A 16,003-nucleotide genomic window follows, 5' to 3' on the forward strand; every position below is an offset into this window, starting at 1 on the left:
ACTCATAGCCGCAGCTAGACATCACGCGCTATCGTTCTCGCGTGGCCATCGATCCCACCTCGAAGCATCCGATTCTCGAACGCGTTCGCGCTCTGGCGTTCGCGTACCCCGACGTGACCGAGAAGGTTTCGCACGGCAGGCCGACCTTCCGCACGACCTCGGTGTTCGTCTACTTCGGCGGCGGCGTCAAAGGCGGCGATCAGTTCGATCTGTCGATCACCGTCAAATGCGAGAGCGCCGAGGAGCAGCGAGCCTGCGAACTCGAGCCGCGCTACTTCCATCCCGCCTACCTCGGACCCGCAGGCTGGGTGGGATTCGACCTGAGCAGTGACCGCAAAGACAAGGCCGACAGCGATGTCTGGGGCGAAGCCGCCGAACTGATCGACTGCAGCTACCGCGTCACCGCGCCGAAGCGCGCGATAGCCCGCCTCGATGCCGGCGAAGGTCCCGATCTGGGAGTACAGCAATGGAACTGAGGCAGCTCGAGTATTTCGTCGCGGTGGCCGAGGAAGCGAACTTCACCCGCGCTGCCGCCCGCGTTCACATCAGCCAATCCGGGGTCAGCGCGCAAATCAGGGCGCTCGAGCGCGAACTCGGTGCCGAGCTGATCGACAGATCCGGTGGCACAGCCACTTTGACCACAGCCGGCCAGGCGGCGTTGCCGCAGGCCCGCGCGACACTCGCCGCGGCCGGATCCGTCAAACAATCCGTCGACGATGTGACGGGCCTACTGAGCGGCACACTGAGCGTCGGTATGGTCACCGCCTGCACCGTTCCCCCACTGTTCGACGCGTTGGCGGGCTTCCACGCGGCACATCCCGGCGTCGACATTGCTTTGCGCGAGGGTAATTCGGACGATCTCGTCGCGGATGTTCGGTCCGGCGAGATCGATCTTGCGTTGGTCGGGCTCGCTTCTCGGACCCCCGCCGGACTCGAATCGATGGTGGTGATCGACGAGCGAATTGTTGCAGCCGTGCCAGCGGAGCATCCGCTGGCAGGGCGGCGAGAGGCAACGCTGAGCCGAGTGTGCGAACACCCGATCATCGCCCTACCGCCGGGCACCGGAATTCGTGCGGTGTTCGACAGGGACTGCGCCGGGGTAGGTCTGTCACCGTCGATCACGTTGCAGGCCAGCGCACCTGACGCGGTGGCCGACCTCGCAGCCCGCGGTTTGGGGGTCGGGATTCTCAGCCGGTCGATGGCCGAGTTCTACGGCGACCGGCTCGTCGCGATCGAGCTGACCGACTCGCACACCGCCGCCCTGCTGGCCCTGGTGTGGCGCAGCGCGATGAGTCCGGCACTCGCCGAACTGGTGGCCGTAGCGACGACGAGTTTCAGCGAATCTTCTTGACGGTGAACCACAGTGCGACCAGCAAGCCGAGCAGCGCTACGGACGGCAGCACGCCGGGATCACCTCCGATGATCCCGGCTACGGCGAAACCGAGAGCTACCAGCGCGAAGAACCCGAGAATGCCTGCCAACAACTGCAGGTGGTCCTGCGCCGTCACGACTTGACGCCGCCCGCCGTCAGTCCGGAGATGATGCGGCGCTGGAACAGCAGCACCATGATCACCAGTGGAATCGCAACGATGGTGCCCGCGGCCATGATCGCGGCATACGGCACCACAAGCGGATCGTTGCCGGTGAACCGCGCGATGGCTACGGTCACCGGTTCGGTCTTGTCACTCGAGAGCTGGCTGGCGAGCAAGTACTCGTTCACTGCGGCGATGAACGCGAGAATCGCGGTGGTGAACAAGGCAGGCGCGGCGAGCGGGAGCATCACCAGGCGGAATGCCTGGAATCGTCCGGCACCGTCGATCCGCGCGGCTTCTTCGAGCTCCCAGGGCAATTCGGCGAAGAACGCCGCCAACGTATAGATCGTCAGCGGTAGAACGAACGAGATGTTCGGGATGACCATCGCCTGGTAGCTGCCGATCCAGCCGATGTTGGTGAAGAACTGGAACAGCGGGGTCACCAATGCGACGACGGGGAACATCGACGCACCCAGGATGATGCCCGTCACCACGTACTTGAAGCGAAAGTCGATGCGCGAGAGCGCGTATGCCGTGAAGATGCCGATGACCAACGCGATCAGCGTGGTCGCGCCGCCCACGATCAGACTGTTGCCCACCGCACGAAGAAAGTTGTTGCCGTTCGCCGTCGACAACGCGTTCTCGAAGTTCTCCCACGTGACGTGCGTCGGCCACGGCGTCGTATCGAAGGTGTAGCGCGGGTCGCGGAATGCGGTGACGACCATCCAATAGAACGGTGCCAGTCCCCAGACGAGAATGACGACAACGCCGAGATAGATGCGAGCTTGCTTCATCGGCCGGGCCCCTTGCGCTGATTGTCCTGAGTGGCAACGGCATTGGCACCGAGAAACTTCACCAGGATGAACGCCACGACGAAGATCATGATGAACGAGATCGTCGACAGCGAGGCAGCGCTGTTGAATCCCTGCCGAATCTGATCCACCACCAGGATCGAAATGGTCCGGGTGGCGGGATTGCCCTCGGTGAGGATCGCCGGCAAGTCGTACATACGCAGCGCGTCCATGGTGCGGAACAGAATTGCCACCATCAACGCGGGCTTGACCAACGGCAGTGTGATCTTGGTGAACCGCTGCCACACCGACGCACCGTCGACGCGAGCCGCCTCATACACGTCGGCGGGAATCATCTGCAACCCGGCCAGAATCAACAGCGCCATGAACGGCGTCGTCTTCCACACGTCGGCGATGATGACGGCGAAACGAGCGGGCCACGCGTCGCCGGTCCACAGAATGTTGGTTCCCAGAATGCGATTGGCGATGCCGTCGTACGCGAAGATGAAGTACCAGAGCTTGGCCGTGACCGCCGTCGGGATCGCCCAGGGGATCAGGATTGCCGCGCGCAACAGGGCGCGTCCGGCGAAGGTCTTGCCCATGATGACGGCCATTCCGAAGCCGATGACCACCTCGATGGACACCGTGACGACCGTGAAGAACGCGGTGTTTCCGACGGCACCCCAGAACTGCGACCCCAGCGTCCCCGGCGGGCAGGGCACCAACGTGCCCGACGCCGAAGTGCATTGCTGCAGGATCCAGTGCGTGTAGTTGTCGAAGCCGGCAGATCCACCGGTGACGAACATGCCGGTGGCGGGATCGAGACCGGGATCCTTGGAGAAGGACATCACCAGGGCCCGGATCACCGGGTAGACGATGACGATCGCGAGGATCACCATCGTCGGTGCGATCAACAGCCAGGCCCGACCCTGCGTCAGGCCGAACCGCTTGTTCTTGGACCGCACATGCCGACCGCGGCCGGGGGACGAGCCCCCGGCCGCGGTGGTTGCGGCGGCCCCACTGGTCACACCAGCAGGTACAGCCATTGGTTCTCCCGAAATCAGTTGGCGCCGGCGGTTTCGATACCGGCCTGCATGTCCGTGATCGCCTGGTCGACGCTCTTCTCACCCTTGATGGCGGCAGAGACGTTGTCCTGCACGGCCTTCGAGACGGCCGGGTAGAACGGGGTGACGGGACGCGGAACGGCGTTCTCGATGGATGCCTTCAATGCGGGAAGGTACGGCATCGCGGCGATCAGTGCGGGATCGTCGTACAGCGAGGAGAGCACGGGCGGCAAAGCACCCTCGGCGATGATGCGCTGCGCCTTCTCGCCCTGCATGAAGCGCAGGAAGTCGGCAGCAGTGGCCTTGTTCTCGGAGTACGCGCTGATCGCGGCGTTGTATCCGCCGAGCGTCGAGGTGCCCACGCCGGTGACTCCGGGAAGGGGTGCGACCGCATACTTGCCGACCACAGCCGAACCTTCTTCTGCGGCGGTGCCGTAGACGTACGGCCAGTTGCGCAGGAACAGTGTCTTTCCGTCCTGGAACGCCTGCTGGCTGTCGGACTCCTTGAACGTGGTGTCCTGGGCCGGGATGACGCCGGTCTCGAACGCGGTGACCAGAGTCTGCAGTCCGGCCTTGGCTTCCGGGCTGTTGACGGTGGGGGTCTTGCCGTCTTCGCCGACGATCGATCCGCCGTGCGCGTTGATGATCTCCGACGCGTTGGCCGTCAGACCCTCGTAGGGGGCGAATTGCCCTGCGTAGCAGTCGATGTTGTTGTCGCGAGCGACCTGGCAGTCCTCGGTGAGCTCGGCCCAGGTGGTGGGTGCCTCGGGGAGCAGATCACTGCGGTAGTAGAGCAGTCCGCCGTTGGTGTTCTTCGGCGCGGCGTACTGCTTGCCGTTGTAGGTCGCGCTCGCGACGGTCGCGGGCAGAACGCCTGCGTTGTCGAGTGCGAATTCGCCCTCGAGCGGCACGAGCCAGCCCTTGGCCGCGAACTCGGCGGTCCAGACGACGTCGAGTGCCATGACGTCGTAGTCGCTCTGCTGCGCCTGGAGCTGCTGAACGAAGTCGTCGTGGGCCTGATCGGCGTCGGCGGACTGCTCCTTGAAGGTGACCTGCTGATCGGGGTTGGCGGCGTTCCACTCCGAGATGATCTGCTGGACGACACCGGTCTCGGTGGTGTCCTGGCCCTCGACATAGGTGATAGGTCCACGGCCGTCGGCATTTTCGGATGCAGCACCCGAATCGCCGCTCGAACCGCTGTCGCTCGAACATCCGGTGAGCGTCAGCAGCGTGGCTGCTGTCGCAACCACTGCCACCTTCGTGATCAAAGACGCCATTGTTTTCTCCACTTACTTCTACGCGGTGGTATGCGCCCGGAGATGGGCACGCAGAATCGTGCTGTGATGCTCCCCCGACACATATGTCGATGGGTACTGTGGCACACAACTCACCGCGTAGGGGTCATTATCGAGTTCCTGAATCGGTCAACCCGGACGTGTCGGAGGTGCCCGGTACCCTTTCGCTCATGAGTTCGGACAAGATGCTGACGCGAATCGGCGGATTGCTGCGTCAGGCGGAGTCCACCGACAACCCCCACGAGGCCGAGGCCTTCATGGAGGCCGCGCAGCGTTTGGCCACGTCGGCGTCGGTGGATCTGGCGGTGGCGCGTTCGCACAGCGCATCCCGCGAACGGCAAGCGACGCCGACTCAGAAGGTCATCCCCATCGGTGAACCGGGCAAGCGTGGACTCAAGACCTACGTTCAACTGTTCGTCGCCATCGCCCACGCAAACGATGTGCAGTGCGACGTCGCCAGATCGTCGACGCAGGTGTTCGCCTACGGTTTCGACTCGGACATCGAGACCACCGAGGCCCTGTATTCCTCTTTGCTGATTCAGATGGTCCGAGCGTCCGACGCGTACATCAAGTCCGGTGCCTACAAATCCGAGACGGCCATCCGCACCGTCACCGAGGTCAAGAATCGTCGCCGCTACACCCGACGCGAGGAAGTGCCCGTCGCCGCCGTGACGGCGCGTCTGAACTTTCAGACGGCATTCGCGTCGCGCATCGGTCAACGGCTCGCGGAGGTCAAGAAGGACACCGAGGCCAAGGCCATCGCGCAGGAGACCTCCGGTGCCGGAACCGCTCTGGTGTTGCGAGACAAGGAGATCGAGCTACGCGACTACTACCGCCAGACGTCCACTGCACGCGGGCACTGGCGAGGCCAGAGCGCGAACGCCGGGTACTCCGAGGGCGCACGCAAGGCCGGAGATCGAGCGGGACGAAACGCGAAGATCGGTGCCCACGCAGAGATCGGCGGAGCAAGCCGGCAGCTGGGACGCTGACTGCTACGTGGCCGGTGATGCCGTGAACACCGGCCATCCGATGTCGGTACGCCACAGCGCCGAGTTCTCGGTATCCCGCGGCCCGACGACATAGACCTCGCGAACCGGCCCCGCGATGGCCAGACCGTTGGTCTCCACGTGCACCCCGAGCGCGCCATAGGTGACGTCGATGTCGTCGTGGGGTCCGTGATGAACCGTCACCGCGAGTTCGACGGGAGGCAGCGTCATCGGCCGAACTCTGCCGACGGATGGCGCATCGACGGTGGGAACGTAGACGGTCAGCTCACCCCGCCCGTCGGTGAAGAGATCGTTGTCGTACAACCCGCCCGGCGGCCCCGTGGTGTCCGATACGACCGCGTCGATCTCGGCCATCGCGTCCGAGTACCAGCCCAGCACGTCGGACGCGTCGACCACCTCGGAAATGGCTGCGACAGAAGATTGTTCAGTGAGAATGCGTCGGACATCGATCGCGGGCGGAGTGGGATCGAGCAACCGGCGCAGCGCAGTCACGGCTGATCTGGTGTCGTCCAACTGACGCTCGAGTCGAGTGAGATGTTCGGCGATCAGTCGAGCGCGGGCATCGGGATCGGGTGTCTGCACGATTGCCCGCACCTCCCGCTCCGGCATCTGCATCTTCCGGAATCGACCGATGATCTGCGCGACCCCGACCTGATCGGTGGCGTAGTACCGATAGCCCGAGTAGTCGTCGACCGTCGCGGGTTCGAGCAGACCCGACTCGTGATAGCGACGCAGGGTCTTCACCGACAGATGGGTGATTCGCGAGAACTCGCCGATCGTGAGCAATCCGTTCATGTCGATATTCTCGCCCCTCCCCGTGGGGGAGAGTCGACTCTCCCGGGGGAGGGGTGACGCCGGATGTAGCCGAGGCCGCCGCAAACGCGCGCGCGTTTGCGGGAAATGGGGGCGGCGGGAAATGGGGGCGGCGGGATGGGGACGACGGCGGGATGGGGACAGAGGAAAGGGGGCGGGGAAATGCGGGCGGCCGACAGAAGCCGGCGACACCAGAACCAACTCAGTCGAGGCGAGCCAACACGATTCGCAGGCCGATGACACTGGCGATGGGGAACAGCGCAGCGACCAGCCATGGGATTGCTGCTCCCCAGCCGGTGTCGGGTGACGCGTCGATCACCGCTCCGACGGCGATCGAGCCGAGGAGTACCCCGATGCCGCCGAGGGAGGCCATGAATCCGTAGTACGAGCCGAGTCGCCGTTCGGCAGCCATCTTGGGGACGAGGTCGCGCGCCTGCGGCATCGCGATCATCTGCCCCAGTGCCAGCAGCAACACGAACAGGGCGGCCGGAATGAGGCCGACGAGCCCCGTCAGCTCCAGTGGGCTGAGGACCGCCACCAGGGCGAAAGAAAGTGCCATGACGGCAAATCCGATCGGCAGCGTGATGCGCGGCGAGACCGTGGCGACGCGTCGGGTGATGGGCAACTGCGTCGTGACGACGAGTACCGCGGAGATTGCGAAGAACCAGCCGAGTACCGTCTGGGATCCCCAGGCCCGTTCGACCTCGAGGGGGAGCAGCAGATACAGCTGGTTGTAGGCCACCAACTGCGCGCTCATAGCGACGGCGAACAGCACGAAGGTGCGGTTGCGGATCACGTCGGTCCAGCCCGAGAGCCACGGATCGTCGCGGTGTTCGCCGGGCTCGCGCGGCAGCCATCTGATGTGTGCGGCGATGACGAGGACGAAAATGACTGCGGCCGTGAGACATGCGATTCGGAAGTCGGCCAACAACAGCAGAGATCCGATGAGTGGGCCGGTGAACGATCCGATCTGATTGCACACCGACAACAGCGCGAAGGTCTGAACCCGGGTGGCACCGCCGCTGCGTTCGCTCTTGCCTGCTTCGATGGCGATCGCGGATTCCACTGCGGGAGAGAACAATGCGGCCGCGAACCCGACCAGTACCGTCGCGGCGACGACACCGGCGAGAGAATCGAACGCAGCCAGGCCCAGGAACCCCAGTACTCGCAGGACACAGCCGACGAGGACCACCGGCTTGATGCCCCACCGATCGGCGAGGGTGCCGCCCACGAAGAACAGGCCCTGCTGCGAGAACGTTCGGATACCGAGGACGACGCCGACGAGTGCCGCTCCGAGTCCCAGATCGGAAGTCAGGTGCACCGACAGATACGGCAACACCATGAAAAAGCCGATGTTGAACGTCATCTGGGTGAGAACCAGCAATCGCACCGTGGGCGTGGCGCGCCCGAGGTCGACGAGAAACGACCACCGCCACCGCGTCGGCGACTTGTCGGTCCTCGAACTCATGTAACGCGCCCTCCTGCATCGACTTTGCCGTCAACGCTACCGGTCGTTCTCACCCGCCCCGACGTCGCGCTGGCGACGGAGACGGCGAGGACGGCCAGTGCGGTCAACGACGCCAGCGGTGCTGCCGCGACCCACGGTGCTCGCTCGACGGCGGCTACCCCGTCGGACAGAATCAGTCCCCAATCCGCGGTCGGCGGTTGCGGACCGAGGCCCAGAAATCCGAGGGCGGCGAGCGCCAGAGCGACACCGGGCAGCCGGATCATGGCGTGCCGAAACACGGCCGGCAGCACACCGGGAACGATGGAGCCGAACAGGATTCGACCGTTGCCGGCACCGAGTGTCGGCAAGATGGAGATGTAGGGCTGTGCTCGCGCCTCGTCGACGAGTGCCGCGGTGTGCGCGGCGAGTGGAGCCCACGTCACGATCAGGACCGCGACAGCCGCCCCGCCGGCGCTCGGACCCCAGATCGCGGCGATGAGGATGCCGGTCACGACGGGCGGTGCGGCATTGGTGACCTCCACCAGGCCGCGGGTCGCTCGAGGAATCAGCCCCAGCAGTACCCCGACGCACAACGCCGCCAGCGTGACCGCCAGCGACAGGCCGATCGACCGCACGGCCCCGTCCGCCACTCGGGCGAGCAGGTCGCGGCCGGACGCGTCGGTTCCGAACGGGAACGTCGACGATGGTCGAGCGAACTTCTCACGGGTGGTGATCTGGCCGTCTCGTGGCAGCCCCACCAGAACCATGACCGCGAGCAGCGATGCGGCTGCAATCGGAACGATCCACCGACGCGGTGACGGGTGGAACACCCCGGCCGGGATCGGCATCGCCTTCTCGTGCAGTGCGCTGCCGAGCAGTAGACGGCGCAACAGTTCCGCCGCGATACCGAGGGCGGCACTGACGGCCAGCAGCAGCAAGATGTCGATCTGCAGGGCGGGCAGGTCCTGCGACTGCGCGTCACCGAGCGTCGAGCGTCCCAATCCCGGTATGGCGAAGACCTTTTCGACGGCCACTGCGCCGCCCGTCATGGCCACCATGATCAAGCCGACCTGTGACGCGAGTCCGGGGACGGCCCGGCGCAACACAGCGAGGGCGATCTGCCGCCGGGAGAACCCGGCCACCGTCCACGTGGTCACCCATCCCTCGGTGAAGGTGACGGCTACTGCGTCGGCGAGGAGGCGACCGATCAAGCCACCCGCTGGAAGGCCCAGTGCCAGTGCGGGTAACACCGCGTATTCCGGCCCGTTCCACCCGTACGCCGGAAACGACAACCACACCGCTCCGACGACCACCAGTACCGAGGCGAGCAGGAACTCGGGCAGGGACGTCAGGGCAGCGGCGACGCTTCCGCCGGTACGTTTCGGCGTGCCGCGCAGCCCGGCCCGCATGCTCGGCAGGACGACGAGAGCGGCCGTCACGAGCGCGACGACCATCGCGAAACCCATCAGGGTCAGCGAGACGGACAGTGCCTCGAGTGCACCGGGCAGTACGGGTTTGCCGGTGTTCCAGGATGTTCCGGGATTGCCCGACGCGAGGCCGGTGAGCCAGTTCCAGAAGGTTCGTAGCGGCCCGGCGTCGAGACCGAGGTCGTTGCGGATGGCCGCGAGGGCCTCGGGGGTCGCTTCTTGCTCGGCGGAGCGTGCCCGCAGAATGCTCAGTGCGGGGTCTCGGTCGGACAACCACGGCAGCATCCCGACGAGCAGGACGACGCCCGCTACCGAGAGCAGCCGTGAGACAGTCGTTCTCACTGCCTACTCGAAGGCGGTCTGGTTGGTGATCAAGGTGCGCTCGCGTGGATCGCGAGCCACGCCGGTCACGCCCTCGGATTCTCCTTGGATGACGCGTTCGTGCAGCAGCGGTACCGCAGCGTCTTTTTCGAGGATCAGTTTTTCGGCGTCGAGGATCGCGGTGCGGCGAGCGTCGCCGGGATCGGTGGCTGCGGCGTCGGCGAGCGCCGCATCGACCTGCGGATCGCAGAACTGCGAGATGTTGAACGATCCCTCGCAGGCGAAGTCGGAGTACATGTACGCCGCCGGGTCTCCGGAGTCGAGCACGGTGGCGCGGGAAAGGATGAACGCATCGAATGCACCGGCGAGAGCATCGGTTTCGATGAACTGATACTCGCGTACGACCTGTTCGACGACGAAGCCCTTGGCTTCGAGCTCCTGCTGCAGCAGCACCGCGACCTCCGGGAGTTCGGCTCGGTCGGTGAACGTGGCGAGGGTGATCTTCTTGCCCGCGGCGTCGCCGGCCGGGGTCTGCGTACGCGACGGCCGGTCGGCGGCCCACGGCAGAGCGGGGCCGAGCAGTCCGTTCGCGGCGTCGGCGCGGCCCTCGTACACCTGATCGACCAGACGGTCGCGGTCGATCGATTCGCGTGCGGCTGCGCGCATGGCCGGGTCTGCGAAGACCCCGGACTCGGTGTTCAGGTACAGGGTGTTGGTGCGCGGCATCGGCACCTCGTGCACGAGTGCCTGATCGACGTTGGCGGCCTGAGACACCGGAATCGCCTCCACCACATCGGCTGTGCCGTTGCGTAGCGCTGCGGCGCGGGCCGTGCCGTCGGGTACGAAGTCGACGTCGATGCCGGAGACCTTCGCCGGCTCTCCCCAGTAGTTCTCGTTGCGGTCGAGAGTTGCTGTCGACGTGCCGTTCACGGCCTTCAACACGAAGGGCCCGGTGCCGGTTCCGATCGGGTTGCTGCTGCCCGTCGAGTACGCGTCGGGTGCCAGGATGGCCAGCTGCGGGCTCGACAGTCGTTGCGGTACCAGTGGATCGACGTCGGCAGTGGTCACGGCGACGCTGTCGGCGTCGGTGGCGGTCACCGTCATCTCGACGCCGTCGAGGATGCGCGGCTTGGGGGCCGACTGCGTGGCTGCGGTCAGTGCGGTGACGACGGCTGCTGCGTCGAGCGGGGCTCCGTTGTGGAACGTGACGTCCGGCCGGATGTCGAAGTTCCAGGTCCGATCGTCCACGCGGTTCCAGGCGGTGGCCAGACCCGGCTCGGCCTCACCGAGATCGTCGAGAACGATCAACGTCTCGGCGGTGGACCAGCGCGACAGCTTGAAGGCGTCGTCACTGAACTGGGACAACCCCGAACGAGGTGGCTGCAGCATTGCGACGCGCACGCGGTTCTCGCCGTCGTCGGAGGAGGCAGAACTGGACGAAAAGCACCCGGTGAGCGTCAGCGTGCCCACTGCTGCGAGCGCGCCGATGCGAAACATGTTGCTGGTCAATGTAGCTCCTGATTGTGTTACGTGAGCCGAGGAACGGCGTCGATCAGATCTCGGGTGTGCTCGTGTTGGGGCCGAGTGAGAACGCTGCGGACAGAACCGGATTCGACGATGCGACCCTCCTGCATCACCGACACGTCGCTGCAGAGTCTGGTCACGGCCGACAGGTCGTGGCTGACGATCAGCAGCGCACCCGGTAGGCCGGCAAGAACATCGAGTACCTGCTCTCGGAGGTCGGGATCGAGTCCACTGACCGGCTCGTCCGCCAACAGATAGTGCGGCGCGCAGGCCACGGCTCGGGCGATGGCGACTCGTTGTTTCTGCCCGCCGGACAGCTCGGCCGAACGGCGAGCCAGGAAGTGCGCATCGAGTCCGACGGCAGACAATGCGCCGGTGGCCATGGCTCGGTGATCACCCTCGATACCGAGCAGGCGTAGCGGAGTAGCGACGAGGTCGAGGACGCTGCGGCGCGGGTCGAGGCTGGTCGCCGGATCCTGCGGAATGTACTGCACCCGGCGGCGGAACCACCGTAGCGATCCGGCCGATCCGGGTCGGACGACTCGCCCGTCGAGCGAGATCCTTCCGCCGCTCGGGGCATCGACGGCAAGCAGCAGGCGCAGCAATGTCGTTTTACCGGAACCGGATTCACCGACGACGGCAATACGCCCGATCGGCGGCACCGCGAACGTGACGGCATCCAACGCGGTGTGCGACGTGCCGTGCCGGTCGTACTGCCGGGTGAGTGCCGTACCCACCAAACCGGCAGCCTCGTCCAGGCTCACGATGCAACCAGCTGCCGGAACGGATCAGCCGCCCGAGCGACGTCGATCATCTGTCGCGTTCGATCCGAGCATGGATTCTTGAGTACCGTTGCAGTGGAACCGGATTCGATGATTGTGCCGGAATCGAGAACCAGCAGGTGGTCGCACAACTGCGCGGCGACGGCGATGTCGTGGGTGATCAGCAGCAGCGACGGCATCTGCCGAAGGGCGTCGAGGACTCGCGCCTGACTCAACACGTCGAGCGCCGTCGTCGGTTCGTCGGCGATCACAAACGAGCATTCGCGCGCCAATGCCAGTGCGATACACACTCGTTGACGCTGACCTCCCGAGAGTTCGAGTGGGTGCGAGGCCAGGATGCGCGCGGTGTCGTGCAGACCCACTCGCGCCAGCAGCGCGGCTGCGTCGTCCGTCCGCAATTGCCGGCCGACGGTGACCATCGGGTTCAGCGCCGTCGCGGAATCCTGGAAGACCATCGCCGGGCGTGCGGTGCGCGGCCGCTGCGGGGTCGGAACACCAGCGACATCGTGGCCGTCGACGACGACGCGACCGGAACACGTGATGCCCGGCGGGAGGTATCCGACCAGAGCCGATGCGATGGAGGACTTGCCCGAACCCGAGGCGCCCAGCAGACCGACGCGTCGACCCGTGGGTATCTCGAACGAGACGCCGTCGACGATGCGGGTGCGTCCGGCGTCGATGCGGAGATTCTCGACGACGAGCACGACGAACTCCTGAGCCTGGAAGTGGGAATGACTTCGACAATCGTTGTCACTTGAACCATAGGCGAGCGCCGGTACGGAAACAACTCGACCTGCTTAAGCTGGACGAGTGAGCAGACCGAGGGATGCGCAGCGGTCGGCGGTGTACGACGCCGAACATATGGTGCGGATCATGTTCGATCGAGCCGAGGAGCGCGACAACCGCGTCGTGACGGTGTTGGGCTCAATGATCACGCTGCCGATCGAGCGGAAGTTCGCCTCGTTGAAATCCGTGCAGAGCTACGTCGATGCGGTGCTGGCGCTGGACTGGATCGCTACTACCTGGCCCGACGCCGGCCGGACGGTGACCGTTCGGGCCAGATCCGGGTCGGGTGCCGCCCACTACGAACGCGACGCCGCGACCATCGCGGTACCCCTGCATCAGAGCAATCGGGCCTGGGCGCTGCGCGAGCTGGTGGTGCTCCACGAACTGGCTCACCACTTTGGTGACGAGGACGAGCAACAGCACGGCGGAGCGTTCGTCGATCGCTACATCACGTTGGTCGGCGACATCGTCGGCTCCGAGGCCGGGTTCGTCCTCAGGGCGATGATGGCCGAGAGCGGAGTACGAGTCGGCTGATCTCGGGCGACGTGCATCGCGCGAAACGAGGTGCATCATGGGTGAGACAGCCCACACGACGAGGAGACGTACATGACCGTCAAGATCGGTGTTCAGCTTCAGCCCCAGCACGCGCCCGACTATCAGCTGATCCGCGACGCGGTGCTGCGGTCCGAAGACGCGGGAGTCGACATCGTCTTCAACTGGGACCACTTCTATCCGCTGTACGGCGACCTCGACGGCGCGCATTACGAGTGCTGGACGATGCTCGGTGCCTGGGCCGAGCAGACGTCGAACGTGGAGATCGGCGCGCTCGTCACCGGAGGTGGCTACCGCAACCCCGACCTGCTGGCAGACATGGCGCGCACCGTCGATCACATCAGCGGCGGCCGACTGATTCTCGGCATCGGTGCCGGATGGAACGAGAAAGACTACGACAACTTCGGCTACGAATTCGGTACGGCCGGTTCACGTCTGGCGCTGCTCAAGGAGAGCCTCGGCAGGATTCGGCACCGCCTCGACGTCGGTAACCCGGCCCCGACGCGCGACATCCCGATCCTCATCGGCGGCGGCGGTGAGAAGAAGACCCTCAAGCTCGTGGCCGAGTACGCCCACATCTGGCACAGCTTCGCCGACCTCGATGCACTGAAGCGTAAATCCGAGATCCTCGCCGAGCACGGCACCACCGTCGGGCGGGACACCTCGGGCATCACCCGCTCGGTCTCGTGGCCCGGCGCGGACACCGCACATGACTTCGTCGACGCCGGAGCCACGCTGTTCACCGTCGGTACCGGGGGACCGGATTACGACCTCACGGAACTGGGCGAGGCCATCGCGTGGCGGGACGCACACCGCTAGACGCGATTGAGGTGAGGGAATTTCGGGAACAAGCGGGTTGCTTCATACAACTGCAATGTGATTGTCGTGTGCCTCCATCGGCACGATAGCCTCGTTCGTCCCTCCCGATTGCACCTAGGAGCTTCATCTTGAACACACGTCGTTTACGAGGCCGTGCCATCGCAGCAGTTGCTGCGACGCTCGCACTCACGCTCGGAGCCGTCGCATGTTCCGACGGAAGCTCGGGTGGCACCGGCGAGAACGCTCTGGCCGGTTCCGACCAGGCCTCGCTCGACAAGTACACGACCGACAGCGTCACCGCGCTCGATCAGATCGACACCGCGAACCTCGGTCTGATCAAGCCGGGGACGTTGTACGTCGGCACCCTGTCCGACGCGCCGCCGAACATCTTCATCGACGACGCAGGCAACTTCACCGGCTTCGACAACGAGCTGCTCAAAGCCGTCGCGGCCAAGCTGAACCTCACCGTCGAGTTCTCGGCGACCGAGTTCTCGGGCCTGCTCGCAGCGGTCAACAACAAGGTCTACGACGCCGGTTCCTCGTCCATCTCGACCACGGATGCGCGTCGCCAGACCGTCGGCTTCACCAACGGGTACGACTTCGGTGAGATGGCACTGGTCGCGAAGAACGACTACTCGATCAAGACGATCGCCGAGTTGAACGCCGATCAGCGTATCGCCGTGGTGCAGGGCACCGTGCAGGACGATTACGTCACCAACACCCTCGGCATCGAGCCGGTGCGGTTCCCGGATTACAACACCGCGTACGCGAACGTGAAGTCCGGCCAGGTCGACGCCTGGGTCGCGCCGTCGCAGCAGGCAACCGGTCAGGTCAAGACCGAGGACGGTGTCTCCATTCTGGAGAAGACCATCAACACCACCAACTTCACCGCCTACGCCGTCGCCAAGGACAACCAGCCGTTGATCGACGCCCTGAACGCCGGCCTCGACGCCGTGGTCGACGACGGCACCTGGAGCACGCTCGAGAAGCAGTGGTACCCGGACCGTGAGGTCCCCGCCGACTGGAAGCCGGGCAGCAAGGCGTCCGTTCTGCCGGCGTCGTAAGGGCACTCGTACCTCATGAGCACTCTGTCGAATCTGTACGACACGTTCTTCGATTGGGAACTGATCGGCGAGACCATTCCCAAACTGGTCACGGTCGGATTGCCGAACACCCTCATTCTGGCGGTCTCGTCGGGAGTGATCGGTACCGTGATCGGACTCGGGCTGGCGGTGGCGGGTATCTCCCGCACCCGCTGGCTCCGGTGGCCGGCGCGGGTGTACACGGACATCTTTCGTGGACTACCCGCCGCCGTGGTCATCCTGCTCATCGGCCTCGGGTTCGGCCCGACGCTGACCCAATTCACCGGCAGCAGAAGCCCGTTCCCGTTGGGCATCCTGGCACTGTCGTTGATGGCAGCGGCCTACTTCGGTGAGATCTTCCGCTCCGGCATCCAGAGTGTCGACTCCGGACAGCTCGAAGCCTCCCGCGCACTGGGTTTCAGCTACCGCCGGTCCATGAACCTGGTGGTCGTGCCGCAGGGCATTCGGCGCGTGCTGCCGGCGATCGTCAACCAGTTCATCTCGTTGATCAAGGACAGCTCGCTGATCTACTTCCTGGGTCTGCTTGCCTCGCAACGAGAATTGTTCCGCGTCGGCCAGGACACCGCCGCCCAGACCGGCAATCTCTCGCCGCTGCTGGCCGCCGGATTGTTCTATCTCATCCTGACCATCCCACTGACGCACCTGGTCAATTACATCGACCGACGCCTGCGATCCGGTAAGGCCGACACCTCGGGCACCCTCGGTCCCGTCGAAACATCCATCGTGGTGGAGAGGTAGCC

General features: G+C 65.2%; 15 protein-coding genes and 1 pseudogene. 6 read left to right on the top strand and 10 right to left on the bottom strand.

Annotated elements, in window-relative coordinates; all coding sequences use genetic code 11:
* Positions 1-41 precede the first annotated feature (41 nt).
* Together ASH04_RS22555 and ASH04_RS22560 are read left to right on the top strand one after the other, a co-directional pair.
* The gene (locus ASH04_RS22555) at positions 42-476 is read left to right on the top strand and encodes an MmcQ/YjbR family DNA-binding protein (RefSeq protein WP_057474580.1); all 435 of its coding nucleotides are present in this window, start codon (positions 42-44) and stop codon (positions 474-476) included.
* The gene (locus ASH04_RS22560) at positions 467-1,351 is read left to right on the top strand and encodes a LysR family transcriptional regulator (protein ID WP_057474581.1); all 885 of its coding nucleotides are present in this window, start codon (positions 467-469) and stop codon (positions 1,349-1,351) included. Before ASH04_RS22555 ends, ASH04_RS22560 begins: the two co-directional genes overlap by 10 nt.
* Here ASH04_RS22560 and ASH04_RS27045 read toward each other — a convergent pair.
* From ASH04_RS27045 to ASH04_RS22575, 4 genes are read right to left on the bottom strand one after another with little or no spacing between them, the layout of a single operon-like run.
* The gene (locus ASH04_RS27045; protein WP_167327633.1) at positions 1,335-1,508 is read right to left on the bottom strand and encodes a hypothetical protein; all 174 of its coding nucleotides are present in this window, start codon (positions 1,506-1,508) and stop codon (positions 1,335-1,337) included. The genes ASH04_RS22560 and ASH04_RS27045 overlap by 17 nt on opposite strands.
* A complete protein-coding gene (locus tag ASH04_RS22565) occupies positions 1,505-2,326 on the bottom strand; it encodes a carbohydrate ABC transporter permease (RefSeq protein WP_032367661.1) in 822 nt (273 codons plus the stop codon). Before ASH04_RS22565 ends, ASH04_RS27045 begins: the two co-directional genes overlap by 4 nt.
* Positions 2,323-3,369, bottom strand: a complete 1,047-nt coding sequence (locus tag ASH04_RS22570) for a carbohydrate ABC transporter permease (RefSeq protein ID WP_027495052.1) — start codon at positions 3,367-3,369, stop codon at positions 2,323-2,325. Before ASH04_RS22570 ends, ASH04_RS22565 begins: the two co-directional genes overlap by 4 nt.
* 14 nt (positions 3,370-3,383) lie before the next feature.
* Complete coding sequence (locus tag ASH04_RS22575) at positions 3,384-4,664, bottom strand: ABC transporter substrate-binding protein (RefSeq protein ID WP_032370043.1); 1,281 nt, start codon at positions 4,662-4,664, stop codon at positions 3,384-3,386.
* 188 nt (positions 4,665-4,852) lie between these two features.
* Here ASH04_RS22575 and ASH04_RS22580 point away from each other — a divergent pair, with 188 nt between their 5' ends.
* Complete coding sequence (locus ASH04_RS22580) at positions 4,853-5,671, top strand: DUF2786 domain-containing protein (protein ID WP_032367974.1); 819 nt, start codon at positions 4,853-4,855, stop codon at positions 5,669-5,671.
* Positions 5,672-5,674: 3 nt separating this feature from the next.
* On the opposite strand, the gene ASH04_RS22585 is transcribed toward ASH04_RS22580, so the two are convergent.
* The 6 genes from ASH04_RS22585 to ASH04_RS22610 form a co-directional block, all read right to left on the bottom strand.
* On the bottom strand, positions 5,675-6,484 hold the full coding sequence (locus tag ASH04_RS22585) for a MerR family transcriptional regulator (RefSeq protein ID WP_082519382.1): 810 nt from the start codon (positions 6,482-6,484) through the stop codon (positions 5,675-5,677).
* Positions 6,485-6,704: 220 nt separating this feature from the next.
* Positions 6,705-7,970, bottom strand: coding sequence for an MDR family MFS transporter (locus ASH04_RS22590; protein WP_057474582.1), 1,266 nt, complete (start codon positions 7,968-7,970; stop codon positions 6,705-6,707).
* A complete protein-coding gene (locus tag ASH04_RS22595) occupies positions 7,967-9,718 on the bottom strand; it encodes an ABC transporter permease subunit (RefSeq protein WP_200937349.1) in 1,752 nt (583 codons plus the stop codon). Before ASH04_RS22595 ends, ASH04_RS22590 begins: the two co-directional genes overlap by 4 nt.
* 3 nt (positions 9,719-9,721) lie before the next feature.
* A complete protein-coding gene (locus tag ASH04_RS22600; RefSeq protein WP_235580069.1) occupies positions 9,722-11,206 on the bottom strand; it encodes an ABC transporter substrate-binding protein in 1,485 nt (494 codons plus the stop codon).
* A 17-nt stretch (positions 11,207-11,223) separates the two neighbouring features.
* Positions 11,224-11,985 carry an ABC transporter ATP-binding protein gene (locus tag ASH04_RS22605; protein ID WP_200937350.1) on the bottom strand — a complete coding sequence of 254 codons (762 nt, stop codon included), beginning with the start codon at positions 11,983-11,985 and terminating at the stop codon, positions 11,224-11,226.
* Positions 11,982-12,707 carry an ATP-binding cassette domain-containing protein gene (locus ASH04_RS22610; protein ID WP_057474584.1) on the bottom strand — a complete coding sequence of 242 codons (726 nt, stop codon included), beginning with the start codon at positions 12,705-12,707 and terminating at the stop codon, positions 11,982-11,984. The genes ASH04_RS22605 and ASH04_RS22610 overlap by 4 nt, the downstream gene beginning before the upstream one ends.
* Before the next feature lie 106 nt (positions 12,708-12,813).
* Here ASH04_RS22610 and ASH04_RS22615 point away from each other — a divergent pair, with 106 nt between their 5' ends.
* The 3 genes and pseudogenes from ASH04_RS22615 to ASH04_RS27350 all read left to right on the top strand — a co-directional run bounded on the left by ASH04_RS22615 (position 12,814) and on the right by ASH04_RS27350 (position 16,001).
* Positions 12,814-13,323 (top strand): TIGR04338 family metallohydrolase, encoded by a 510-nt coding sequence (locus tag ASH04_RS22615; protein ID WP_057474585.1) that lies wholly within the window; start codon positions 12,814-12,816, stop codon positions 13,321-13,323.
* A 72-nt stretch (positions 13,324-13,395) separates the two neighbouring features.
* Positions 13,396-14,160: an LLM class F420-dependent oxidoreductase gene (locus ASH04_RS22620; RefSeq protein WP_057474586.1), complete on the top strand. Its 765-nt coding sequence runs from the start codon at positions 13,396-13,398 to the stop codon at positions 14,158-14,160.
* Between the two features lie 125 nt (positions 14,161-14,285).
* Positions 14,286-16,001, top strand: a pseudogene (locus ASH04_RS27350) (ABC transporter substrate-binding protein/permease).
* Positions 16,002-16,003: the final 2 nt, after the last annotated feature.

This window comes from Rhodococcus sp. Leaf233, from assembly GCF_001426165.1.
GTDB lineage: Bacteria > Actinomycetota > Actinomycetes > Mycobacteriales > Mycobacteriaceae > Rhodococcoides > Rhodococcoides fascians.

What these genes read in the sequence shown, in the direction of transcription:
- ASH04_RS22560 (WP_057474581.1), top strand. Translation starts at nt 467, where the DNA reads ATGGAACTGAGGCAGCTCGAGTATTTCGTCGCGGTGGCCGAGGAAGCG.
- ASH04_RS22565 (WP_032367661.1), bottom strand. Translation starts at nt 2,326, where the DNA reads ATGAAGCAAGCTCGCATCTATCTCGGCGTTGTCGTCATTCTCGTCTGG.
- ASH04_RS22570 (WP_027495052.1), bottom strand. Translation starts at nt 3,369, where the DNA reads ATGGCTGTACCTGCTGGTGTGACCAGTGGGGCCGCCGCAACCACCGCG.
- ASH04_RS22575 (WP_032370043.1), bottom strand. Translation starts at nt 4,664, where the DNA reads ATGGCGTCTTTGATCACGAAGGTGGCAGTGGTTGCGACAGCAGCCACG.
- ASH04_RS22580 (WP_032367974.1), top strand. Translation starts at nt 4,853, where the DNA reads ATGAGTTCGGACAAGATGCTGACGCGAATCGGCGGATTGCTGCGTCAG.
- ASH04_RS22585 (WP_082519382.1), bottom strand. Translation starts at nt 6,484, where the DNA reads ATGAACGGATTGCTCACGATCGGCGAGTTCTCGCGAATCACCCATCTG.
- ASH04_RS22590 (WP_057474582.1), bottom strand. Translation starts at nt 7,970, where the DNA reads ATGAGTTCGAGGACCGACAAGTCGCCGACGCGGTGGCGGTGGTCGTTT.
- ASH04_RS22620 (WP_057474586.1), top strand. Translation starts at nt 13,396, where the DNA reads ATGACCGTCAAGATCGGTGTTCAGCTTCAGCCCCAGCACGCGCCCGAC.